Source organism: Bacillus sp. FSL L8-0199 (assembly GCF_038005705.1).
Classification (GTDB): domain Bacteria; phylum Bacillota; class Bacilli; order Bacillales; family Bacillaceae_G; genus Bacillus_A; species Bacillus_A cereus.
In genome coordinates, this window is record NZ_JBBOTS010000001.1 from 4,528,374 (window position 1) to 4,550,765 (window position 22,392).

Here is a 22,392-nt window from a genome sequence, read left to right on the forward strand (position 1 = left end):
ATTACCCCGCCTTTCTTTCATAGAAAAAAACTTCTCTTTCCGAAAAAAGAGAAGTTATACTCTGCTACCTGTCTGCCATAGTTCCTTCACCTTTTCAGATAGAATCGGTGTATCGTCTACAATTATTTTGCTAATTGATGATTTTTGTAATGGTGTTTGTACTTGTTCAATCGGAAGAATGTTTCCAATGATAATTAAGACAAACAAAACAATATATACTTCTAAAAATCCGAGGATTGCCCCCGCAAACGCATTTACTTGCTTTAAAACCGGTATTTCTGCAAACATATTTAACAAATTACCAAGTAATGAAAGTGCTATTTTTGTAATAATAAACAATATGATAAACGCAAGCGCTTGATAAAATACTGTCTCAATATTATTTGCATCAATCCATTCTGGAACAGATACGTTTTTATCAAATGGATACGGAATAAATTTCGCAAGTGCTGGCGCTAAATCTTTACAGTACCAGTATGCAACAAGGTATGCGATAATAAAGCTTGTTAACTTCACAAGTTGCAGAATAAACCCTCTGCGTAAGCCGAGGAAAAATCCCATAACAAGCAGTAAAATGATAATAATATCAATCATGTTATTCCATTCCTTTTTTTGTCATACTTTCTTTCAATTTCTCATGTTCTTCTTTTAATTTTATGTAATCGTGTATGACGTTTACCGCCGTCAATACCGCTAGTCTACTCGTGTCAAGCGAAGGATTCTTGGCATTGAGTTCGCGCATTTTATCATCCACAATCGCTGCTACCATGCGGATATGACTTGTACTTTCATCGCCAACAACTGAATATTGCTGACCATAGATTTCTACATTAATTCGACTTTTCTTTCCCTTTTGTTGTGACAACTCACCGGCCTCCAATCACGTACAGAATCCTAAAGTTTATCATACCATGAACCTTCATAATATGGAAACAGAAAGAACAATCCGATATGATAAAAATAACAATATAAAAAAAGGGGCGACCATTATGTCAAATTCTATCGTAATTCAAACAAATTCTACAGTAATTGAAGACATGAAACAACAATATAAACATTCGCTTACCCCGAAAATTCCGCAAGGCGGTATCTTTATGGCTAAGGTGCCATCTTGCACGATTACAGCGTATAAATCTGGAAAAGTAATGTTCCAAGGAGGCCGCGCTGAAGCAGAAGCTTCTCGTTGGCAAACTGTCTCTCACGCGCCAAAAACAGCTGTAAAAAAATCTGTCGATTCCCATCGTTATGCGCCGCCTACTTCCATCAGTACAATGTCTATTGTAGGGTCTGATGAAGTTGGTACGGGAGATTTCTTTGGACCGATGACAGTCGTTGCTGTATATGTGGATGCGAAGCAAATTCCACTACTAAAAGAACTTGGTGTAAAAGACTCTAAAAACTTAAATGACGATCAAATTACTGCCATTGCGAAACAACTTCTACACGTTGTTCCTTACAGCTCTCTTGTCCTTCATAATGAAAAATATAACGAGCTATTTGATAAAGGAAACAACCAAGGTAAGTTAAAAGCCTTGCTACATAATAAAGCTATTACAAACTTATTAGCGAAAATGGCACCTACAAAACCTGAAGGCGTCTTAATCGATCAATTCACACAACCTGATACATACTATAAATATTTAGCAAAACAAAAACAGGTACAGCGTGAAAATGTTTATTTCGCTACGAAAGGTGAAAACGTCCATTTAGCAGTAGCCGCTGCTTCTATTTTAGCTCGCTACTCATTCGTAAAACAGTTTGACGAACTAAGTAAAAAAGCTGGTATGCCACTTCCGAAAGGTGCTGGTAAACAAGTTGATATCGCTGCTGCTAAATTAATTCAAAAGCTTGGTAAAGAACGATTACCCGAGTTTGTGAAACTGCATTTCGCTAATACGGAGAAGGCGCTTCGCTTATTAAAATAGTATCGACAAAAACAGGAGCCTACAAACTCCTGTTTTTTGTTTCATCCTACTATTGTCCTTATAGTTTTGTTATAATTATAATATACAGATTATTCTAACATAGGAGGAGATCTACATTGCTACTTCTACAAATGATTCTAAATATTTTACTAGGCGATCCACACGAAAGACAGTTCGAAATTAGAGAAAACATTCAGCTACTAAGTGAACAACCAGCGTTCAACGATTTAATAGAGCGTTATGGTCGATCTTTCTTATTAAACTTTCGGATTCGAAGATTTATTGGGAAACACGATGCACGCTTGTTAATACATAATCCAGCAAAACTACAACACTTCTGTGAAGAACTTGAATGTATGATTAGAAAAAGGAGGTTTTTCATATGAACGCTGTAAAAGTTAAAAAGGTACTATATGCTTTCGTACACCTCGTAGGCCCACTTTCTTACCTCACTATTTCTATCATTTGGGGAGCTTTTTTCACTACTAAATCCACATTCGAAAATATATCTGATAATCTTGGCGTGATGGCCATCTATTACGTGTTCATAAGTTTACTGTGGTTTTTCTATTTAGATCGATTAGACAAAGACATAAATAAGATTACAAAAGAAATTAACGATAATAAGATGTAACACATAACAAAGGAGAGCCCTTAAGACTCTCCTTTGTTATGTTAGCTTCGTTTCTGCTTCTTATTTGATGAAGATACTTTATGAGAACCTGTTTCATGTGTCGTCGTTCCTTGTCCTTCAACTTCTGGAGAACCTAGGCCCGATCTTGAATGATCTTTTTTCACTTTTTTACTCATTTATATTCACCCCTTCGCGTTACTTTTTGCTACGAGGGAATAAACTATACAATATGTAAAATAAAAAGCGAGAGGAAATCCTCTCGCTTTTTTTCATATTTTAGAATTCAGAAGAACCTGGAGTTCTTGGGAATGGAATTACGTCACGGATGTTAGCCATACCAGTGATGTACATTAGGAAGCGCTCGAAACCTAGACCGAATCCAGCGTGTTTTGTACCGCCGTATTTTCTAAGTTCTAAGTACCACCAGTAGTCCTCTTCGTTCATACCTAATTCTTTAATTCTGTCTACTAAAACGTCCATTCTTTCTTCACGTTGGCTTCCGCCGATTAATTCGCCGATGCCAGGAACTAGAAGGTCAGTAGCAGCTACTGTTTTACCGTCTTCATTTAAACGCATGTAGAATGCTTTAATGTCTTTCGGATAGTCAGTTACGAATACAGGGCGTTTGAAGATTTCTTCTGATAAGTATCTTTCGTGCTCTGTTTGTAAGTCAATTCCCCATTCTACTGGGTATTTGAAGTCAGCACCTGATTCTTGAAGCACTTTAATTGCTTCTGTATATGTGATGCGACCGAAGTCAGAGTTGATTACGTTGTTCATGCGCTCTAGAACTGTTTTATCAACGAAGCTGTTGAAGAATTCCATTTCTTCTGGAGCATGCTCTAATACGTATTTCATTGCATATTTCAGCATATCTTCTGTAAGGTTCATTACGTCACCTAGTTCAGCGAATGCAATCTCAGGCTCAACCATCCAGAACTCAGCAGCGTGACGAGTTGTGTTTGAGTTTTCTGCACGAAATGTAGGTCCGAATGTGTATACATCACGGAATGCTAATGCATAAGCTTCAGCGTTCAGCTGTCCACTTACTGTTAAGTTTGTTTCTTTACCGAAGAAGTCTTTTGACTCATCAACTTTTCCGTCTTCACCTTTTGGTAGGTTATTTAAATCTTGCGTTGTTACGCGGAACATTTCGCCAGCACCTTCTGTATCACTACCAGTGATGATTGGTGTGTGGACATGTACGAATCCACGCTCTTGGAAGAATTGGTGAATCGCAAATGCTGCGATAGAACGTACGCGAAACGTTGCAGAGAATGCATTTGTTCTTGGACGTAAGTGAGCGATTGTACGTAAGTATTCAAACGTATGACGCTTCTTTTGAAGTGGGTAATCAGAATCTGATAAGCCCTCGATATCAATTTTTTCTGCTTTAATTTCAAATGGTTGCTTCGCTCCCGGCGTTGCAATTACTTTACCTTCTACTTTAACTGAAGAGCTAAGTGGAAGTTTTGCAATTTCTTTGAAGTTCTCTAATTCTGTATCGAAAACGATTTGAACGCTTTTAAAGAAGCTACCGTCGTTTAATTCGATGAAACCAAATGCTTTTGAATCACGTAAGTTACGAATCCACCCTGATACTTGTACTGTTTGATCTGCATACTTTTCTGTATCTCTATACAGACTTTTTACTAATGTGTTTTCCATAGTGAAATTCTCCTTTGCTCATATATTTAAATACAAAAAAACCTTTCATCCATAAAGGGACGAAAGGTTAAACTTCGCGGTACCACCCAATTTGTCATAAAGACCAACTTTAACTCGTATGTAATACATACTTCCCGGTTTGTAACAGGCCGGATTCCCGTCTAAGTCTACTCTTGAATACAAAATTCAATTTCGGTTAGCAACTCCAAGGTGTTCTTCACATATACCGCCTCATCAGGCTCTCACCGTCCCTGACTCGCTTTGGATTATAGTATATACTACTTTTCCTTATCATCGTCTTTCATTTTGTTAAACTAAAATTAATGTACTACATTCGAGAGAAAGATGCAAGGTGTCGGAAAATATATGAGCGATTTTTGTAATATATCGACTTACCGACAGCGTCCGACAACCAATCCAATAAAAAAATTGCCGGAATGAATCCGGCAATTTTCTAATTACTTACGTAACTCCGCACCGAATTTCTCTTCTACCGTTGTTAATACACGGTTATGTGCTTCTGTTACTTCTTCGTCTGTTAATGTACGTTCTGCATCGAAGTAAGTCATAGAGAATGCAAGTGATTTCTTGCCTTCTTCCATTTTTTCACCTTCGTATAAGTCGAATAGTGTTACGTCTTTCAGAAGTTCTCCGCCAGCTTCAGCAATGACTTGCTTCATTTCACCAGCTTTTGTTTCTTTTGTTACTACAACAGCCATGTCACGTGTCATAGATGGGAAACGTGGAATTGCTGAGTAGTAAGTTTCCTCAGCGTCTGCACCGAATACTTTTACAAGAGATAATTCAAATACGAATGTATTTTTCACATCTAATTGTTTTTCTGCTTCTGGGTGCAATTGACCGATGAAACCAATTACTTCGCCATCTAATACGATGTCAGCTGTACGGCCTGGGTGCATACCTTCACGTTTTGCTGGTGCATATGTGATTTGATTTGAAACGCCAAGCACGTCGAATAGTCCTTCTAGTACACCTTTCACAACGAAGAAGTCTACTACTTTCTTCTCACCTTGCCATGCATGGTGAAGAGCAAGACCTGTCATAACACCTGCAAGATGTTGTTCTTCTTTCGGAAGTTCTCCTTCTTCTGTCGGTAAGAAGATAGAACCTACTTCGTATAAAGCAACGCTGTCGTTTTTACGAGCGACATTGTATGAAACTGCTTCTAGTAATTGCGGTACTAAGCTTAAACGAAGTTGGCTACGTTCTTCACTCATTGGAAGTGCAAGACCTACAGGCGCCTTTTCGTTTGGCTCAACCATATATTGTTTCGCTTTGTCAGCGCTTGTTAATGAATACGTAATTGCTTCATATAAACCAGCACCCTCTAAGAAGCGGCGTACTTTACGACGTTTCGTTTGTGCTGATGTTAATTTACCACGAGTCATCGTTCCAGAAGGTAATGTAACTGGAATGTGGTCATAACCGTATAGACGGCCCACTTCTTCTACTAAGTCTTCTGAAATTGTAATATCAGGACGACGTGCTGGTACATTTACATGGAATGTTCCTTCTACTTCTGTAAATGGGAATTTCAAGTTTGTGAACATTGTACCCATTTCACTCGCAGAAATATTTGTACCTAATACACGGTTTACTTTTTCAGCAGTAACAGATACTGTACGCTCTTGTACTTGTAAGTTGTCAGCTTCTACTACACCTTCAAGTGCTTCACCGCCAGCATATTTCGCCATTAAAGCAGCTGCGTGTTGAATTGCTTCAAATGTACGTGTTGGATCGATTCCTTTTTCGAAACGTGCACTTGATTCACTACGAAGACCTAAGTCTTTTGATGTACGACGTACTGTTTGACCTGCAAAGTATGCAGACTCAATTAGAACGTTTACTGTCTCATTTGTAACTTCAGAATCCGCCCCGCCCATTACACCAGCAACAGCTAAAGCTTTCGTGCCGTTTGTAATTACAAGATGGTGGCTTTGTAATGTACGCTCTTGATCATCTAACGTTTCAATTTTTTCGCCTTCTTTTGCAAGACGAACAACGATTTCTTTTGAACCTAATTTATCGTAATCGAATGCATGTAACGGTTGACCGTATTCCATTAAAATGTAGTTTGTAATATCAACTACGTTGCTAATTGGACGAATGCCAGCTGCCATAAGACGAGTTTGCATCCACATTGGTGACGGACCAATCTTTACGTTTTTAACCATTTTTGCAATGTATAATGGGTTTTCTTCTTTCGCTTCTACGCTTACAGAAATATAATCAGAAGTTTTTTCTGCTGTTTCTTGTAAGTCGATAGCTGGAAGTTTTACTTCGCGGCCATAAATAGCAGCTACTTCGTAAGCAACACCTAACATGTTTAAGCAATCTGCACGGTTTGGTGTTAAGCCAAGCTCAAGTACTTCATCGTGTAAGTTTAAAATTTCAAGTGCATCTGCACCAACTTCAGCGTCACTTGGGAAGATGAAGATACCATCTGCGTATTCTTTTGAAACTAACTTTCCATCAATACCAAGCTCTTGAAGAGCACAAACCATACCGTGAGAAGCTTCACCGCGTAGTTTTGCTTTTTTGATTTTGAAGTTACCAGGAAGTACAGCTCCAACTTTTGCAACTGGTACTTTTAAACCTTTTGCAATGTTAGCAGCTCCACAAATAATTTGAACTGGCTCTTCTTCACCGATATCGATTAAGCATTTGCTTAATTTATCAGCTTCTGGGTGTTTTTCACATTCTAATACGTGACCAACTACAACACCTTTTACACCTTTATTTAATACTTCAACGCCTTCTACTTCAATACCACTTTTCGTGATTTTGTCTGCTAGTTCTTGTGCTGTTACATCTTTAATATCTACATACTCTTGTAACCAACGATATGATACGAACATATTTATCCTCTCCTTCCCTTACGCTCGTTTGAATTGTTGTAAGAAACGTACATCATTTGTATAGAAATGACGAATGTCATCTACTCCGTATTTCAACATTGCGATACGCTCTGCGCCCATACCGAATGCGAAACCTTGATATTCTTTTGAATCATAACCAGCCATTTCAAGTACGTTCGGGTGAACCATACCTGCGCCTAGAATTTCAATCCAGCCAGTTCCTTTACAAGTGCCGCAACCTTTGCCATGACACATCATACAAGAAATATCCATCTCTACAGATGGCTCTGTGAATGGGAAGAAACTTGGACGAAGACGGATTTCACGATCTTCACCGAACATCTTTTTCACGAATACTTGCAGTGTACCTTTTAAGTCACTCATACGAATGTTTTTATCAATTACAAGACCTTCAATTTGCATGAACTGATGTGAATGCGTCGCATCGTCGTCATCACGGCGATACACTTTACCAGGACAAATAATTTTGATTGGGCCTTTTTCTTTATTATTTTCCATCGTACGTGCTTGCACAGAAGATGTATGTGTACGTAGTAACGTTTCTTCTGTAATGTAGAATGTATCTTGCATATCACGCGCTGGGTGATCTTTCGGTAAGTTTAGTGCTTCGAAGTTGTAGTAGTCTTTTTCTACTTCTGTTCCTTCAGCTACTTCATAACCCATACCGATGAATACATCTTCAATTTGCTCAACAACAGCTGTTAACGGATGGTGACAACCTGTTTCAACAGGACGACCTGGCAGTGTAACATCGATTGTTTCAGTAGCTAATTTCGCTTCGATTACTGCTTTTTCTAAGTTACTAATTTTGTCATCTAAACGCGTTTGAATCGCTTCACGCACTTCATTTACTAATGCTCCCATACGTGGACGCTCTTCTGCTGACAATTTTCCCATGCCGCGTAATACTTCTGTAATTGGGCCTTTTTTTCCTAAATACGCTACGCGTACGTCGTTTAAGCCCTTTAGCTCTTTCGCTTCTTCAATAAGCTCTAACGCTTTTTGCTTTAGCTCTTTTAAACGTGCTTCCATTTTGGAACCCTCCTAATTTTAAAAATAAAAAAACCTCGCTCCCAAAAAGGGACGAGGTAAATTCGCGGTACCACCCTAAATTGACAGAACAAGTCTGCCCACTCATTAGTTATAACGATCAATTCTGACCGGAACGCCTTTACATATACATGGTCCTGGCGTCAACTCCAGAGGTGAATTCACTTCCGTCTACCATAAGAATGCTTTCAGTCTACGGCACTCTCTCCCTATATGGCGATTTTGTAAGTTACTCTTCTCTATCAACGTTTTTCGTTATTTAACTTTTAATATAATGTACTTCAACTTATTATAAGAAGTTTTTTATTTGTTCGCAACCGGGCTTTGCAAATAATACGTTAAAATCCCTGCTGCAACCGCAACATTTAATGATTCTGCCCCGCCGTAAATCGGAATATACAAGTTTTGATCCGTTTTTGCAAGAATTTCTTGGCGTACGCCATTTCCTTCATTTCCTACAATTAATGCAAAACTGCCAGCCGGCGTTACTTCACCATACGGAACTCCATTTTCAAGAGCTGTTCCATATACAGGAACGTTGTTTTCTTTTAACTTGTCTACCCATTCTTCTAAGTTCCCTTTTACAATTGGTAAGTGGAAAATAGAGCCTTGTGTAGAGCGGAGTACTTTACTATTGTAAACATCAACACAACCTTCTCCAAGCACAACGGCGTGAATACCAGCTGCATCAGCTGTACGAATAATTGTTCCTAAATTACCTGGGTCTTGCAGGCCATCTAATAAAAGGAATTTCCCATCAGTAAGAGCTACTTCTTTCTCATGCTTCTCACAAACAGCAAATACACCTTGTGTCGTTTCTGTTTCACGAAGTATTTTGACAATCGCCTCAGGTACGATATACATTTCCACATCATTAACTGTCCAATCTTTCGGAAGGTCTGTCTGATCTGAAACGATAAGTTCTGTTACAATTCCTGCCTTCAAAGCTTCCTCGACTAAGTGGAATCCTTCTACAAAAAATAAACCTTTTTTATCGCGTTCTTTTTTCGTTTGCAGCTTTTTCCACTGCTTTACACGCGGATTTTGTACTGAATCAATGTTTTTCATAATATGTATTTCCCTCTCTTCTTGTCTTATCATTATAGCCTATTTTTCATACATATTTACATAAAAAAGAACAAAAACTAACGTCAGTTTCAATTCTGAAGAAGAGGTGAAAGCAATGAGTTTTAATTTACGCGGTGCCGTATTAGCGAATGTATCTGGAAATTCACAAGATCAATTACAAGAAACAATCGTCGATGCAATTCAAAGCGGTGAAGAAAAAATGCTTCCAGGTCTTGGCGTTTTATTTGAAGTCATTTGGAAAAACGCTGATGAAAATGAAAAGCACGAAATGTTAGAAACACTAGAGCAAGGATTAAAAAAATAAGCAATTTGAAAATCACCTTTGCATAAGCTAAGGTGATTTTTTTTGCAGAAAAATTTTTTCTTCTCCTAAACATTTCTACTTTACTAACGAACTATGATGGAGTACAATGTTCAAAATACATTTAAACCGATCGATTTTTCTTCATATACACCATAAGATAAAAGGAGTGAATGTTTTATGCATCGTATTACGCTTGAACAAATTTTTAAACACCACATTACACAAAAATACGTAAACCGTTCTGGAATGGTCCACGCGATCGCTGTCGCTTACCATGCGTTTCACCTAGCCAAAAAGCATCACGCCTCAGTCGATGCTGCCACAAAAGCTGGCTTCCTTCATGATATCGGACATCATACGTGGTACACAGGCGGTGAATGGGATTATGACTTATATAAAAAGAATGATATACACGCAATTAAAGGTGCTGAAAGAGCACATAAATTACTTATTAGATTAGGAGAACATCCAAAACTAGCAAAAGAAATTTCTATTGCAATTCTTCTTCATACAGATTCTTTCTTAGTGGAACAAGAAATTGAAAGAACATCTCTTCAAAATATTATTAAATGGGCAGACGAAGCAGATGAAGAACCGGGCGGAGCGCATCATTATCGAACAATTTCTTATGAAAAAGCACTTAAAGCAATTCAGCAATTAGATCGATTGGTAGAGCGTGAATTGCAAATAGAGCAAGCAAAATTGAATAACAAGATAGAACATAGTTATCAATGAGAAAGAGGCATCACTACAGGGTGATACCTCTTTTATTATTTTATGGAAAATACACCTTTATATGTAATATTTAAATATTACGCCTGAAAACAAAATGCCTTATAATTAAATATACAAATATAAAGAGGTGATTCTACATATGCAACCCGCTACACAACTTTCTAATGAACAGAAATACTCTATGTCATGGGGACAATTTATTAGCTCCGTTGTATTCGCTTTTTTCGGAACCGGACTTATTACTGTGTTCCTCGCAATGCCCTTAACAATTTATACAGCCGGTCTTACAGATAAAAAACAAATTGCCCTGTATGAATCTATCGTAAATACTGCAAGTATTGTATTACAGCTAGCCGTGTTGTTATTCTTCATTTTTAAATTCGAACCCGCAAAAAAATTACTACTACAATCATTTAACTTTAAAGCACTGAGAGAATGGCGTACATACGTATACTTACTTCTTTTCTTCGCTATAAACATTTTACTCAATTACATCTTGTTAAATTATGTGTTCCAAGACGCAACAAAGCAGCAATCTTCCGCACTAAACTTAGATGTCTTTAAGCAGTATCAAATATTATTACTTCTCGGCTTTGCAATACTCACACCAATTTTTGAAGAGCTTATTTTCCGTGGCTTTATACTTCGCTTTTTCTCAGAACGCTTTCCATTTTGGATTGCAGCGATTATAACAAGCTTCTTCTTCGGTATCGCTCATACATACTCACTTGGCGTAATGGTCATTACTTTCTTCATGGGATTATTAATGGCTATTTTATGTAAAAAAACAAAATCCATTATTCCAGCTATGTTATTTCATATTATGAATAATTTGTTGGCATTCTTGAATTAGAAAGAGGTATCCTCACGATACCTCTTTTATTAATTCGTATGATCACTTCTCATCTCTATCAATTTATACATATTTATTAATAATATCCAAAATAAACTTCATGTAGTAAAATATAACTTAATTCATATAAAGGAGTTTACATATGTTCAGTGTTATTTGGATGCTTTTCACGCCACTTCTCTTACTATGCGGGATTGCTGGTGGTATTTTTTTAATAGTAACAGGAATTAAATATCGGAAATTACTCGTTGGTTTAATGGGGCTACTTAGCCTATCCTTTGTCACACTACCTTTTGTTTTTTTAAGTATAGGAATTAATATGGATACAATCTTCCCCATTCCAACTGCTCTTTACTGGACCCTATTTTCTTTAACTGGATTATTAGCAGGGATAAGTGGATTCCAAGCAAAAATTAAAAGTATACGTAATATGGGATTCATTATTTTTACCATTGGAATATTAGGGGTTATCTTCTGGGTACTCATGTCTGTAGGTGTTTGATTCTATATATAACTTTTTTCGAAACCCACAAATCGGAGGTAATACAGAAATGTTCGGAATATTAATTTGGATGATTTTAGCTTTTACTTTAATGTTATGCGAATTCATCGTCGGCATTTTTTTAATTATTGCTGGTATGAAATGTCGTAAATCATTTACTATTATAGCTGGTTTAATTAGCATATCTCTTATCGTTGTTCCTATCATTTGTATAGGTTATGGAATAGACTTAGAGGGGATGATTCCAATTTCAGGAACTTTATATTGGGGTCTCTTCTCTTTAGCTGGACTATTAGCTATTATAAGCGGCAGACAAATATCAAGTATTCGTGCTATGGGAACAATTTTGTTTATAACAGGGCTGTGCTCCGTAGCTGGTTACCAGCTTTTATATTTAACTGCATAAAGAACACAAAAAAGCAGGGAATTTAATTCCCTGCTTTTCTATTTGGTTTATTGCCTGATGGTAAGAAGAACGATAACACCCAAGCGATACCTGCTAGTATCGTTGCGATTAAGAAGGCATCGTTAATACCGTTAATTGCAGATAGCTTTGAAATTTGTCCATATAATAGTTGTGTACTCATCGCGTCTCCTGCTTGAGCTGATCCAGCTAAGGCCGCTAAACTTTGCCCCATGCCGTGTATTTTATCAACTAAAATTGGGTTTGATGTTGTTAACATGTTGCCGTAATCTGCTACGTGAGCAGTCGTTTGTTGCGTCATAAGTGTAATTAAAATCGCTGTTCCGATTGAACCCGCTACTTGTCTTGACGTATTTTGCGTTGCTGTACCGTGAGAAATTAATTTCATCGGCAGCGCGTTCATACCAGCCGTCATAATTGGCATCATAATGAATGACATACCAATTGAACGTATAATATAATCCGTCATAATAACGCTATACGGTGTATCCATCGATAATTTTGTAAATTCATATGTCGCATACGTCGTAATTGCCAATCCAATTATCGCTAATGGACGAATGCCATATTTATCGAATAATTTACCCGCTACTGGTCCCATGATCCCCATAATTAATGATCCTGGAAGAAGTAGTAAACCAGATTCAATTGGCGTAAAGCCACGAATGTTTTGCAGATATACTGGAAGCAATAACATACCTCCGAATAATGCCATCGTAACGATTGCGTTAATTACTAAAGTGAAAGTAAATACTGGATATTTAAATACTTGTAAATCAAGCATTTTATTGTCCGTTGTTAGCTCTCTCCAAATAAATAACGCTAAACCAATTACACCAATGATAAGTGAAATAACAACTTCTGCACTAGTCCAACTATTATTTCCAGCTTCACTAAATCCGTACAATAAGCTTCCTAGTCCAATACTTGAACTAACCACACCGAATATATCTAATTTCGTTTTAGACACTGGCTGAGCTAGTGTAAAGAATTTTAAAGATAGGAACGTAATAATTAAACCGATAATAAACATCGCATAGAACATTAAGTTCCAGCTATAGTTTTCAATCACCCAACCTGTTACAGTCGGTCCGATAGCTGGTGCTAAAATCATCGCTACACCTAGTAATCCCATCGCCGCTCCGCGTTTATGAGGCGGGAATAACGTCATGAAGATATTCATACCAACCGGCATTAAAATACCCGCACCAACTGCTTGAATTACGCGACCTGTCATCATCATTGTAAAGTTTCCTGAAGTAGCACAAATGATAGATCCTACCGTAAAGAATAACATTGCTGCTACGAATAATTTACGATACGTAAATCGTGAAACTAAAAATGCACTAATCGGTACTAAAATACCATTTACAAGCATGAAGCCTGTAATTAACCATTGTGCTGTTGAAGTTGATACGTTAAATTCATTCATTAACGGAGGTAATGCAACGTTAATAATTGTTTGGTTTAAAATAGAAACGAACATGCCGAGAATTAATACAGCTACAACTGCTTTTACGTTCACATTCTCTACAGGCGTAGACATTTGTTTTTTCGGCACTTCTTTTTCTTGTTTTACTTCTTCTTGCTTTCCTGTTTCTAACTCAACTACATTAGAAATTTCCGATTCTTGCTTTCGTTCAATTTCTTTCTCTTCTGTTTCAACTTTACTTATTTCTATTTTACTTACGGCTGGGACTTGTTCTTCTCCCATTTTCGTTTTTTTCTTTCGTAAAAGACGATTTACAAGGAAGAAGACGATTATACAAAATAGTGCATATCCTGCAATTACAATTGAGGACATCTCATCTCCCCCTTACTTATGAATACGAACTGTCACATTCATGCCAGGAACAATATTTACTGATTTGCTATGATCTAAAGAAATTTTAACTGGTACTACTTGTGTTACTTTCGTATAGTTCGCTGTTGCGTTGCTTGATGGCAACATAGAGAATGTATTCGCTGTTGTTAAGCCAACTTGTTCTACTTTTCCTGTTAACGTTGTATCTGGGTATGCATCTACATACACATCTACATCTTGACCTTTTTGAACATCATCAACATCTGTTTCTTCAATGTTTGCTGTTACCCATAAATTGTTCATATCGAATGCGTAAGCAATCGGGCTACCAGCTCCAACGAAAGCATTTGTTGTTGCGTTTGATTGTACAACCGTTGCATTTTGTGGAATGGTTACATCTACTGTTTGTTCTCCATTAGCTGCCGCTACAGTAACAGTGCCTAGTTTATCGTTCTCATTATAATTTTTTCCTACTTCAGCTTTCCAGTCAGTTAGTTTACCTGCTACTGGTGAAGCAACCGGAATTACCTTCCCATCAATCTTTGCATTGTCTGTTTTTAAGTAATTTTCCGTTTGGTTGTAATAGTAATAACCGCCAATACCGCCGCCAACTAGTACAATTAATGTGATAATGTTGATAATTACCATTCTTCGAAACTGATTCATTGCATTCCTCTCCTTATATCGCATATAATTTTTTTCTAAACTATTTATGTCCTTATTGTTTAGATTGTTTAATTGTTAATTATATTAACCTTTTAACAAAAAAATCACACCATCTGCAGCGTAAATCGAAATTTATCTACCTGCGAGCGGTGCTGATTTCTGAAGGACTATCGTTTATAATTATAAATAATTATTTTGAATCTACAACCGACAATTTACGTATGAAATGTCGCTTAAACAACAATATAATACCAATATGTTGTTTAAGTATAGAAAATTAAACGAGGAGAAGAAAAATGTCTATTAAAAATACAAATGATCCACGTGTAAAGCGAACGAGACAACTCATTCAGGATGCTTTTGTCGCTTTAGTAGGCGAAAAAGGCTTTGAAAATGTAACTGTGCAACATATCGCAGAACGCGCTCCTGTAAATCGCGCTACATTTTATAGCCATTACCATGATAAATATGACCTATTAGACAAAAGTATTGAAGAAATGTTAGAGAAGCTAGCAGAAGTAATTAAACCGAAAAATAGAAATAAAGAAGATTTTCAACTTACATTTGATTCACCTCACCCTACATTTTTGGCTTTATTCGAACATATCGCAGAAAATGTAAACTTTTATAACGTTATGCTTGGGGATAAAGCTGCCGGAAACTACTCTTATAAAATGATGAAAACAATACAAGTGCATTTAACATTAAGCTTGTCTATTTCACAACCAGATGATGAAGATCTTATGGTTCCTCGTGATATTTTGATTAGTTATGTTACAGGGGCTCACATCGGAATGATTATGTCATGGTTAAAAAGAGGAATGATATATACTCCGCATTTTATGGCGATGCAATTAACTCGTTTAATTATTTTAGGCGCTCATACTGCAGCAGGATTAGAACGGCCTTTTTAAAACATAAAAAAGCGAAGGAGAATCTCCTTCGCTTTTTCTATTAATTAAATGTAATGTTATGTACAGCCTCTTTATCAAGACGTTTAATAACTTCTACAATTAACTTCACTGCATTTTCATAATCATCACGGTGTAACATTGCCGCATGAGAATGGATATAGCGCGTTGCAATTGTAATTGCCATAGAAGGAATACCATTTACAGCAATGTGAATCGCACCCGCATCCGTTCCTCCGCCCGCTACTGAATCATATTGATACGGGATTTGTAATTCATCAGCAACATCAACTACGAAATCACGTAAACCTGTATGTCCAATAACAGAAGCATCATATAAAATGATTTGTGGTCCATCGCCCATTTTACTTTGCGCTTCTTTTGACGTTACACCCGGTGTATCTCCAGCGATACCAACATCTACTGCGAACGCGATATCTGGTTTAATATAATTCGCAGATGTTTTTGCGCCACGAAGACCAACTTCTTCTTGTACAGTTCCAACGCCGTATACAACGTTTGGATGCTTTTCATCTTTTAATTGTTTTAATACGTCAATTGCAATTGCACAACCAATTCGGTTATCCCATGCTTTTGCAAGTAACATTTTTTCATTCTTCATCACTTGGAATTCAAAGTAAGGTACAACTTGATCTCCTGGTCGTACGCCCCACTCCATTGCTTCTTCTTGGCTAGAAGCACCGATATCGATGAACATGTCTTTAATTTCAACTGGCTTTTTACGAGCTTCTGGAGGTAAAATGTGCGGTGGTTTTGAACCAATTACACCTGTTACATCTCCTTTACGCGTTACAATCGTCACGCGTTGCGCAAGCATAACTTGTGACCACCAGCCACCAACCGTTTGGAAGCGAAGGAAACCTTTGTCATCGATTTGTGTAATCATAAATCCAACTTCATCCAAATGACCTGCAACCATAATTTTTGGGCCGTTTTCTTCCCCTACTTTTTTTGCAACTAAACTCCCTAAATTATCAGTAGAAAGTTCGTCCGCAAACGGCTCGATATATTTCTTCATTACTTCACGTGGTTCACGTTCGTTACCAGCAATACCACGTGCGTCCGTTAATTCTTTTAGCATTGTCAATGTCGCGTCTAATTTTGTCATTGCCAACACCCTCCTTTTTCTTCAGTCAATTCATTATACAATAATTAAATTGAAATATTCAAAAATTAAATTAGTATCCTTGTGTTTGACGCTGATGATTTACTTCATTTTTATCTAAATATGCTTTTTCAATCTCTTCTTGCTCAAATTCAAGTGCTTGTCCAAGTCGAAGATAGCTCGTAAATAATTCAATATAGTTTGTAATAGATGGTTGATCTGTAAAACGAATTACTTTCGCATATGTGTCTAAGAAAATTTCCACTTGTGTTTTATTCGTTTGTGCACATTTATAGAATAGGAAGTTTTTATCAATACCTAAATCAATTCCGATTGATAAAATAAAATGCAAACCATCTACGTATTCTTCTAATATTACTTCACGTTCCGAAGCTGGCTTGTTGCTCCAATATTTAAAACAACGTGTTTCATTTGCAAGTTCTCCAATTTCTACAAGAAGAGCTAACATTTTTTCTTTTAACAATTTTTTCGGTTGTAAGTCATGTTCTTTTGCAATACGGTCATCTAATTCTTTTTGTAATTTAAATAGTTGTAGTAAGTCCATTCTATTGTCCTCCTCCAACATCGCATTTTACGCAACAATGTTGTTTCATCTCAAAGTTCATTATTATGTTTCAGTTCTTATGAATAAGTCAGCTATCTAACTCTTTATAAAATAGCTTGTCCTTAATTTACAAATACGTTTCAGTCATCGCTCTTAAATTGTTCATCTGATGAAAGTTCCATATTACCTTTCCATTATAGCAGTGTCGTTTCGGCTAGGAAAGATACTCTTCTTTCCAAACGAGCAGAATTGAAAAAAGCCAGGAGTATTCTCCTGACTTCATATGTATATTCTTCTATACTGCTATAACTTTTATATTGATTTTGTCATATTGATAACGACATAGTCGTTAATCTTTAGAATTTCTTTCACTTCTAACTTCTATTTGAATACAAATAAAAAAACCTTAGAAGAAAATTCTTCTAAGGTTTCAACTAATTAATTAGTTAATGTTGTTTTTTGCAACTGTTGCTAATTCAGCGAAAGCTTTTTCGTCATGAACAGCTAAGTCAGCAAGCATCTTGCGGTTAACTTCGATGCCAGCATTTTTAAGACCGTGCATTAAGCGGCTGTAAGAAAGACCATTCATACGAGCTGCTGCGTTGATACGTGTAATCCATAATTTACGGAAGTCACGTTTCTTTTGACGGCGGTCACGGAATGCATACATTAGAGATTTCATAACCTGTTGGTTAGCAACCTTGAATAATGTATTTTTTGAACCGTAGTAACCTTTTGCTAATTTAATTACTTTTTTACGACGTTGACGAGTAACTGTACCACCTTTTACTCTTGGCATAATATTACCTCCTAATTGTTCTATATATCAGCCGAACTTATTTTAAGTTGTCAAGCATTTGACGAATGCGTTTGAAGTCACCAGCGCTTACTACACCAGCTTTACGTAGTTTACGTTTAGCTTTTGTAGATTTGTTAGCGAATAAATGGCTTGTGTAAGCGTGAGAACGTTTCAGTTTACCTGATCCAGTCTTTTTGAAACGCTTTGCAGCGCCGCGATGAGTTTTTTGTTTAGGCATAGGTATTTCCTCCTCTATCTATTACTTATCGTTTTTCGGTGCTAAAACTAAGAACATACTGCGTCCTTCCATTTTAGGCTTAGATTCAACTGTACTAACTTCAGCACAAGCTTCTGAGAAGCGATCTAAAACACGTTGACCGATTTCTTTATGAGTAATGGCACGTCCTTTAAAGCGAATTGACGCTTTAACCTTGTCGCCTTTCTCTAAAAACTTGATAGCATTACGAAGTTTTGTGTTAAAGTCGTGTTCATCAATTGTTGGACTTAAACGAACTTCTTTCATGCTAATTACTTTTTGATTTTTGCGCTGCTCTTTTTCTTTCTTCTGTTGCTCAAAGCGGAATTTACCGTAGTCCATAATGCGGCATACTGGCGGTTTCGCATTTGGAGCAACTAATACTAAATCAAGATTAAGATTTGCAGCTAAGTCTAAAGCGTCATTACGAGACTTGATTCCAAGTTGATCGCCATTTGCGCCAACTAAACGTACTTCACGTGCACGAATTTGCTCGTTAATCATCATATCCTTGCTAATAGTAAGCCACCTCCAAGGTTTTCTCAGAACATATTTTGTAGTCATAGAACCCGAACAAAAAAAGTGCGGGCATACGACACCCACACTTGTAAAATCTTAAGTAAGAAATACATTTACCTGTTAACTGCGAATGCGTCCATCAGGTGAGAAGCGGGTGCTTCTACTTGTTCCACAAAACAATATTCTATTATCCTTGATGAGTTTATCATAGGACATGACGTCTGTCAAGAAGACGCGATGTGTTTTACTAACAACAAGAAATATTGTAACAAACAACTAACATACTTGCAATACTTTTTTATGATAAGTGTCACATGGTTATTTTTTCTAATTTCTCTCGAATATATTACATAAAAAAGCCGCGGTATACCGCGGCTTTTTCTTATCGTTTTCCTTCTACTTTAATCATGTCAACAAAAGCATCTAATGCGATTGTTTCTGATTTTTGTTCACCATATTTACGTACGTTTACGCCGTTTTCAGTTACTTCATTGTCACCTACTACAAGCATGTACGGAATTTTTTGCATTTGTGCTTCACGGATTTTGTAACCGATCTTCTCTTCACGAGTGTCTAATTCAACACGGATACCAGCACGACGCAATTCGTCTTGTACTTTTTTCGCATAGTCTAAATGTACTTGCGGAGAAACTGGAATTACTTGTACTTGAACTGGAGCTAACCATGTTGGGAATGCACCTTTGTATTCTTCAATTAAGAAGGCTACAAAACGTTCCATAGTTGATACAACACCACGGTGAATTACAACTGGACGATGTTGTTTACCGTCTTCACCAACGTATGATAATTCAAAGCGTTCTGGAAGTAAGAAGTCTAATTGTACAGTTGAAAGTGTTTCGTCTTTTCCAAGAGCAGTACGAACTTGAACATCAAGTTTTGGACCGTAGAATGCCGCTTCACCTTCAGCTTCATAGTAATCAAGACCCATTTCATCCATAGCTTCTTTTAACATACCTTGTGCTTTTTCCCACATCTCATCATCCGCATAATACTTTTTAGTATCTGCTGGGTCGCGGTAAGATAGACGGAATGAGTAGTTCTCTAAACCGAAATCTTTGTACACTTCTAGAGTTAAGTTTACAACACGTTTTAACTCTTCTTTAATTTGATCTGGACGAACGAAAATGTGCGCATCGTTTAAAGTCATTCCGCGTACACGTTGTAATCCAGATAACGCACCTGACATTTCATAACGGTGCATTGTTCCAAGTTCTGCAATACGGATTGGTAATTCACGGTAGCTGTGAATATCATTTTTATAAACCATCATATGATGAGGACAGTTCATTGGACGAAGAACTAATTCTTCGTTATCCATTTCCATTGATGGGAACATGCCATCACGGTAGTGGTTCCAGTGACCAGAAGTTTCATAAAGCTCTCTGCTTCCTAGTACTGGAGTATATACGTGATCATAGCCTAAGCTTGCTTCTTTATCAACGATGTAACGCTCGATAATGCGGCGGATTGTTGCACCTTTTGGTAACCAAAGTGGTAAACCTTGTCCTACTTTTTGGCTATTAGTAAATAGTTTTAATTCTTTACCTAATTTACGGTGATCGCGCTCTTTCGCTTCTTCAAGCATACGTAAGTGCTCATCTAATTCTGCTTTCTTAACGAATGCAGTACCGTAAATACGTTGTAGCATTTTATTATTGCTATCACCGCGCCAGTAAGCACCTGCAACGCTTAATAATTTAAACACTTTAATTTTCCCTGTAGATGGAAGGTGAACACCACGACAAAGGTCGAAGAATTCGCCTTGCTCATAGATTGAAATAACTGCATCTTCTGGAAGATCGTTAATTAAATCTAATTTTAACTCATCGCCGATTTCTTCAAAGCGACGAATTGCTTCTGCACGTGGTACTTCATGACGAACGATTTCTAAGTTCTCGTTCACGATTTTTTGCATTTCTTTTTCGATTTTCTTGAAGTCTTCAACTGTAATTGCTTCTTCCATATCAATATCGTAGTAGAAGCCATTTTCAATTACTGGACCAATGCCAAGCTCAACCTTAACATCTTTATATAAACGTTTTAACGCTTGTGCTAAAAGGTGGGCTGTTGAATGGCGTAAAATATATAGGCCATCTTCAGAATCTAATGTAATGATAGAAACTGCACCATCTTCTTCGATTGGTGTAACAAGATCGATCATCTCATCGTTTAATTTTCCAGCTACAGCTTTTTTCTTTAAGCCTGGGCTAATAGAAGCTGCGATTTCTTCAGTTGTTACGCCTTTTGGAAACTCCTTCACAGCTCCATCAGGGAAAGTAATTTTAACTACATCTGCCATCACTGGTCACTCCTCTTTTTCTCAAAATAAAAAACACTCACCCCGTAAAAAGGGACGAGTGTTGAATTCGTGGTTCCACCCTTGTTCCAATTAACATAATTGTTAATTGCTCAAGTTCAACATAACGGTGTTGTCCGTTAGCAATTACTAGAAAAACCGTTCACTGCTAAAGTTTAGAGGTGGTAAGTAATAATCCCGTACTAGGAAGCTCACACCCTAAGGCTTCCCTCTCTGAAAATCGTAGAAAACTACTCATGTCCTCATCATGACATTTCAATATATTTCATTTATGTAGGTAATTATATGCTCAAAAACTTAGAAAATCAAGGGCGTTACCTTTATTTTTTAAATTTTTCACATTGCGCTCAAAATCATGTAATCCATGTAATTGGACCCGTTCTTGGAACACATTTCGCAAAGTAATAATCATATTATGGTCTTGTTCTTTCGTATATAAATAAATCTTTTTAGGCGAAATAGAAAGAAGCGGCGCAATTACTTTCGTATCAATATATACATCATTTTGCTTTAATAATTCCTCATCTATATATTGGACCAACTTCTCCTGTTTTAAACGTCTACCTTTATCATCATAAAAGATAAAGCTTTCATCAAAAATAAGATGCACGCAAGACAAACGTGATTTACGGCTACTTACTTGTTGCCGAAGCGTCTCAATGAACATTTGGTATTCTTGCTCCATCTTATATTCATCAATTGCCACTTCCGCAAGTTTAGCCACCATTTCCCTATATGTACGAAGACGAAAACGGATATATGATGAAAACGAGAATGAGAGCGGATCACAAAGCCAATTATTTAAAGAAGACTTAATATATGACTCAAATGCGTTACGCGTTAAATCCTGAGCTACACCTTTTCTTCTTCCCTTTAAAATCTCATGTGCCATGTGCAATATTTGATGACACTCTTCTTGTTCTTCATAAAAAAACTTTTCTTTTAAAATCGTATAAATCCACTCATTTTGTTTCACATTCACAATGAAATACACCATTACTGGCAATAAGATTTTTTCAATATAATTCGATTCACGTACTGGTATGTGAATCACCACTTTTTGTTCCTGTAAATACACACTCGTTTCCTTATATAACACTTCCGCTCTTTTCAGCAATTGTCTATATACGTGCATAGCATCATTTTTTTCTTCGAAGCAAATTTCAATCACTTTTGTCCCCCCTTTTATCCCCGCTCTAAAGGACTGTATCTATACGTTACAAATCCTATAAGAGTCCGTCCCGCGTGAAGTTCACTCTTAGTAGAATCACATTTCCTATCGTTAGAAAATCCACTCAATATGGCTTGCTAATTTTATATATAT

At 36.9% G+C, this 22,392-nt stretch carries 25 protein-coding genes and 4 other annotated features; of the genes, 9 read left to right on the forward strand and 16 right to left on the reverse strand.

The window, feature by feature from the left end; genetic code table 11:
• Positions 1 to 54: 54 nt before the first annotated feature.
• Positions 55 to 594 (reverse strand): CvpA family protein, encoded by a 540-nt coding sequence (locus NST86_RS23325; protein ID WP_000565412.1) that lies wholly within the window; start codon positions 592 to 594, stop codon positions 55 to 57.
• Between the two features lies 1 nt (position 595).
• On the reverse strand, positions 596 to 865 hold the full coding sequence (zapA, locus tag NST86_RS23330; protein ID WP_000082701.1) for a cell division protein ZapA: 270 nt from the start codon (positions 863 to 865) through the stop codon (positions 596 to 598).
• A 124-nt stretch (positions 866 to 989) separates the two neighbouring features.
• Between zapA and rnhC the strand changes: the two genes are divergently transcribed.
• The 3 genes from rnhC to NST86_RS23345 all read left to right on the forward strand — a co-directional run bounded on the left by rnhC (position 990) and on the right by NST86_RS23345 (position 2,559).
• Complete coding sequence (gene rnhC / locus NST86_RS23335; protein WP_340934472.1) at positions 990 to 1,925, forward strand: ribonuclease HIII; 936 nt, start codon at positions 990 to 992, stop codon at positions 1,923 to 1,925.
• 116 nt (positions 1,926 to 2,041) lie between these two features.
• Complete coding sequence (locus tag NST86_RS23340; RefSeq protein ID WP_000925537.1) at positions 2,042 to 2,311, forward strand: hypothetical protein; 270 nt, start codon at positions 2,042 to 2,044, stop codon at positions 2,309 to 2,311.
• The gene (locus NST86_RS23345; protein WP_000994758.1) at positions 2,308 to 2,559 is read left to right on the forward strand and encodes a hypothetical protein; all 252 of its coding nucleotides are present in this window, start codon (positions 2,308 to 2,310) and stop codon (positions 2,557 to 2,559) included. Before NST86_RS23340 ends, NST86_RS23345 begins: the two co-directional genes overlap by 4 nt.
• 41 nt (positions 2,560 to 2,600) lie before the next feature.
• Here NST86_RS23345 and NST86_RS23350 read toward each other — a convergent pair whose 3' ends face one another.
• The 5 genes from NST86_RS23350 to NST86_RS23370 all read right to left on the reverse strand — a co-directional run bounded on the left by NST86_RS23350 (position 2,601) and on the right by NST86_RS23370 (position 9,278).
• Positions 2,601 to 2,735 (reverse strand): YuzL family protein, encoded by a 135-nt coding sequence (locus NST86_RS23350; RefSeq protein WP_000039590.1) that lies wholly within the window; start codon positions 2,733 to 2,735, stop codon positions 2,601 to 2,603.
• A 100-nt stretch (positions 2,736 to 2,835) separates the two neighbouring features.
• Positions 2,836 to 4,227: an asparagine--tRNA ligase gene (gene asnS, locus NST86_RS23355; RefSeq protein ID WP_000432177.1), complete on the reverse strand. Its 1,392-nt coding sequence runs from the start codon at positions 4,225 to 4,227 to the stop codon at positions 2,836 to 2,838.
• Positions 4,228 to 4,279: 52 nt separating this feature from the next.
• Positions 4,280 to 4,531, reverse strand: a binding site (T-box leader).
• Positions 4,532 to 4,685: 154 nt separating this feature from the next.
• A complete protein-coding gene (gene pheT, locus NST86_RS23360) occupies positions 4,686 to 7,106 on the reverse strand; it encodes a phenylalanine--tRNA ligase subunit beta (protein WP_000498191.1) in 2,421 nt (806 codons plus the stop codon).
• Positions 7,107 to 7,124: 18 nt separating this feature from the next.
• Positions 7,125 to 8,159: a phenylalanine--tRNA ligase subunit alpha gene (gene pheS / locus NST86_RS23365; RefSeq protein WP_000388219.1), complete on the reverse strand. Its 1,035-nt coding sequence runs from the start codon at positions 8,157 to 8,159 to the stop codon at positions 7,125 to 7,127.
• Positions 8,160 to 8,203: 44 nt separating this feature from the next.
• Positions 8,204 to 8,432: a binding site (T-box leader), on the reverse strand.
• A 48-nt stretch (positions 8,433 to 8,480) separates the two neighbouring features.
• Positions 8,481 to 9,278 (reverse strand): TrmH family RNA methyltransferase, encoded by a 798-nt coding sequence (locus NST86_RS23370; RefSeq protein WP_001986644.1) that lies wholly within the window; start codon positions 9,276 to 9,278, stop codon positions 8,481 to 8,483.
• 82 nt (positions 9,279 to 9,360) lie between these two features.
• Here NST86_RS23370 and sspI point away from each other — a divergent pair, with 82 nt between their 5' ends.
• The 5 genes from sspI (at position 9,361) to NST86_RS23395 (ending at position 12,066) form a co-directional block, all read left to right on the forward strand.
• The gene (sspI, locus tag NST86_RS23375; RefSeq protein WP_000009509.1) at positions 9,361 to 9,570 is read left to right on the forward strand and encodes a small acid-soluble spore protein SspI; all 210 of its coding nucleotides are present in this window, start codon (positions 9,361 to 9,363) and stop codon (positions 9,568 to 9,570) included.
• 177 nt (positions 9,571 to 9,747) lie between these two features.
• The gene (locus NST86_RS23380) at positions 9,748 to 10,305 is read left to right on the forward strand and encodes an HD domain-containing protein (RefSeq protein ID WP_016118701.1); all 558 of its coding nucleotides are present in this window, start codon (positions 9,748 to 9,750) and stop codon (positions 10,303 to 10,305) included.
• A 139-nt stretch (positions 10,306 to 10,444) separates the two neighbouring features.
• Positions 10,445 to 11,158: a CPBP family intramembrane glutamic endopeptidase gene (locus NST86_RS23385; RefSeq protein WP_001182122.1), complete on the forward strand. Its 714-nt coding sequence runs from the start codon at positions 10,445 to 10,447 to the stop codon at positions 11,156 to 11,158.
• Positions 11,159 to 11,300: 142 nt separating this feature from the next.
• Entirely contained in the window at positions 11,301 to 11,660 is a 360-nt protein-coding gene (locus NST86_RS23390) for a hypothetical protein (RefSeq protein WP_016118702.1), read from the forward strand.
• A 49-nt stretch (positions 11,661 to 11,709) separates the two neighbouring features.
• A complete protein-coding gene (locus NST86_RS23395; RefSeq protein WP_016118703.1) occupies positions 11,710 to 12,066 on the forward strand; it encodes a hypothetical protein in 357 nt (118 codons plus the stop codon).
• A 22-nt stretch (positions 12,067 to 12,088) separates the two neighbouring features.
• On the opposite strand, the gene NST86_RS23400 is transcribed toward NST86_RS23395, so the two are convergent.
• Positions 12,089 to 13,888 (reverse strand): DHA2 family efflux MFS transporter permease subunit, encoded by a 1,800-nt coding sequence (locus NST86_RS23400; protein WP_000095271.1) that lies wholly within the window; start codon positions 13,886 to 13,888, stop codon positions 12,089 to 12,091.
• Between the two features lie 12 nt (positions 13,889 to 13,900).
• Positions 13,901 to 14,554: an HlyD family secretion protein gene (locus NST86_RS23405; protein WP_001071419.1), complete on the reverse strand. Its 654-nt coding sequence runs from the start codon at positions 14,552 to 14,554 to the stop codon at positions 13,901 to 13,903.
• 296 nt (positions 14,555 to 14,850) lie between these two features.
• On the opposite strand from NST86_RS23405, the gene NST86_RS23410 reads away from it, so the two are divergent.
• On the forward strand, positions 14,851 to 15,468 hold the full coding sequence (locus NST86_RS23410; RefSeq protein ID WP_000023661.1) for a TetR/AcrR family transcriptional regulator: 618 nt from the start codon (positions 14,851 to 14,853) through the stop codon (positions 15,466 to 15,468).
• 40 nt (positions 15,469 to 15,508) lie between these two features.
• On the opposite strand, the gene NST86_RS23415 is transcribed toward NST86_RS23410, so the two are convergent.
• From NST86_RS23415 to ytxC, 7 genes are all read right to left on the reverse strand, one after another.
• Entirely contained in the window at positions 15,509 to 16,594 is a 1,086-nt protein-coding gene (locus NST86_RS23415) for a M42 family metallopeptidase (RefSeq protein ID WP_000163555.1), read from the reverse strand.
• Between the two features lie 70 nt (positions 16,595 to 16,664).
• Entirely contained in the window at positions 16,665 to 17,156 is a 492-nt protein-coding gene (locus NST86_RS23420; protein WP_000365050.1) for a dUTP diphosphatase, read from the reverse strand.
• A 442-nt stretch (positions 17,157 to 17,598) separates the two neighbouring features.
• Entirely contained in the window at positions 17,599 to 17,955 is a 357-nt protein-coding gene (rplT, locus tag NST86_RS23425) for a 50S ribosomal protein L20 (protein WP_001138362.1), read from the reverse strand.
• A 37-nt stretch (positions 17,956 to 17,992) separates the two neighbouring features.
• Positions 17,993 to 18,193 (reverse strand): 50S ribosomal protein L35, encoded by a 201-nt coding sequence (gene rpmI / locus NST86_RS23430; protein ID WP_001125945.1) that lies wholly within the window; start codon positions 18,191 to 18,193, stop codon positions 17,993 to 17,995.
• A gap of 21 nt (positions 18,194 to 18,214) precedes the next feature.
• Positions 18,215 to 18,718, reverse strand: a complete 504-nt coding sequence (infC, locus tag NST86_RS23435; protein WP_000973215.1) for a translation initiation factor IF-3 — start codon at positions 18,716 to 18,718, stop codon at positions 18,215 to 18,217.
• Positions 18,719 to 18,781: 63 nt separating this feature from the next.
• Positions 18,782 to 18,902 (reverse strand) — a sequence feature (ribosomal protein L20 leader region).
• Between the two features lie 210 nt (positions 18,903 to 19,112).
• Positions 19,113 to 21,050, reverse strand: coding sequence for a threonine--tRNA ligase (thrS, locus tag NST86_RS23440; RefSeq protein WP_000786083.1), 1,938 nt, complete (start codon positions 21,048 to 21,050; stop codon positions 19,113 to 19,115).
• Between the two features lie 47 nt (positions 21,051 to 21,097).
• Positions 21,098 to 21,326 (reverse strand) — a binding site (T-box leader).
• A 31-nt stretch (positions 21,327 to 21,357) separates the two neighbouring features.
• Complete coding sequence (gene ytxC / locus NST86_RS23445) at positions 21,358 to 22,239, reverse strand: putative sporulation protein YtxC (protein WP_000569629.1); 882 nt, start codon at positions 22,237 to 22,239, stop codon at positions 21,358 to 21,360.
• Positions 22,240 to 22,392 lie beyond the last annotated feature (153 nt).

Bases quoted from the DNA above. Each gene is read 5' to 3' on its own strand.
- NST86_RS23325 (WP_000565412.1), bottom strand. From the start codon at position 594: ATGATTGATATTATTATCATTTTACTGCTTGTTATGGGATTTTTCCTC.
- rnhC (WP_340934472.1), top strand. From the start codon at position 990: ATGTCAAATTCTATCGTAATTCAAACAAATTCTACAGTAATTGAAGAC.
- NST86_RS23345 (WP_000994758.1), top strand. From the start codon at position 2,308: ATGAACGCTGTAAAAGTTAAAAAGGTACTATATGCTTTCGTACACCTC.
- NST86_RS23350 (WP_000039590.1), bottom strand. From the start codon at position 2,735: ATGAGTAAAAAAGTGAAAAAAGATCATTCAAGATCGGGCCTAGGTTCT.
- asnS (WP_000432177.1), bottom strand. From the start codon at position 4,227: ATGGAAAACACATTAGTAAAAAGTCTGTATAGAGATACAGAAAAGTAT.
- pheT (WP_000498191.1), bottom strand. From the start codon at position 7,106: ATGTTCGTATCATATCGTTGGTTACAAGAGTATGTAGATATTAAAGAT.
- pheS (WP_000388219.1), bottom strand. From the start codon at position 8,159: ATGGAAGCACGTTTAAAAGAGCTAAAGCAAAAAGCGTTAGAGCTTATT.
- NST86_RS23370 (WP_001986644.1), bottom strand. From the start codon at position 9,278: ATGATAAGACAAGAAGAGAGGGAAATACATATTATGAAAAACATTGAT.
- sspI (WP_000009509.1), top strand. From the start codon at position 9,361: ATGAGTTTTAATTTACGCGGTGCCGTATTAGCGAATGTATCTGGAAAT.
- NST86_RS23380 (WP_016118701.1), top strand. From the start codon at position 9,748: ATGCATCGTATTACGCTTGAACAAATTTTTAAACACCACATTACACAA.
- NST86_RS23385 (WP_001182122.1), top strand. From the start codon at position 10,445: ATGCAACCCGCTACACAACTTTCTAATGAACAGAAATACTCTATGTCA.
- NST86_RS23390 (WP_016118702.1), top strand. From the start codon at position 11,301: ATGTTCAGTGTTATTTGGATGCTTTTCACGCCACTTCTCTTACTATGC.
- NST86_RS23395 (WP_016118703.1), top strand. From the start codon at position 11,710: ATGTTCGGAATATTAATTTGGATGATTTTAGCTTTTACTTTAATGTTA.
- NST86_RS23400 (WP_000095271.1), bottom strand. From the start codon at position 13,888: ATGTCCTCAATTGTAATTGCAGGATATGCACTATTTTGTATAATCGTC.
- NST86_RS23405 (WP_001071419.1), bottom strand. From the start codon at position 14,554: ATGAATCAGTTTCGAAGAATGGTAATTATCAACATTATCACATTAATT.
- NST86_RS23410 (WP_000023661.1), top strand. From the start codon at position 14,851: ATGTCTATTAAAAATACAAATGATCCACGTGTAAAGCGAACGAGACAA.
- NST86_RS23415 (WP_000163555.1), bottom strand. From the start codon at position 16,594: ATGACAAAATTAGACGCGACATTGACAATGCTAAAAGAATTAACGGAC.
- NST86_RS23420 (WP_000365050.1), bottom strand. From the start codon at position 17,156: ATGGACTTACTACAACTATTTAAATTACAAAAAGAATTAGATGACCGT.
- rplT (WP_001138362.1), bottom strand. From the start codon at position 17,955: ATGCCAAGAGTAAAAGGTGGTACAGTTACTCGTCAACGTCGTAAAAAA.
- rpmI (WP_001125945.1), bottom strand. From the start codon at position 18,193: ATGCCTAAACAAAAAACTCATCGCGGCGCTGCAAAGCGTTTCAAAAAG.
- infC (WP_000973215.1), bottom strand. From the start codon at position 18,718: ATGATGATTAACGAGCAAATTCGTGCACGTGAAGTACGTTTAGTTGGC.
- thrS (WP_000786083.1), bottom strand. From the start codon at position 21,050: ATGGCAGATGTAGTTAAAATTACTTTCCCTGATGGAGCTGTGAAGGAG.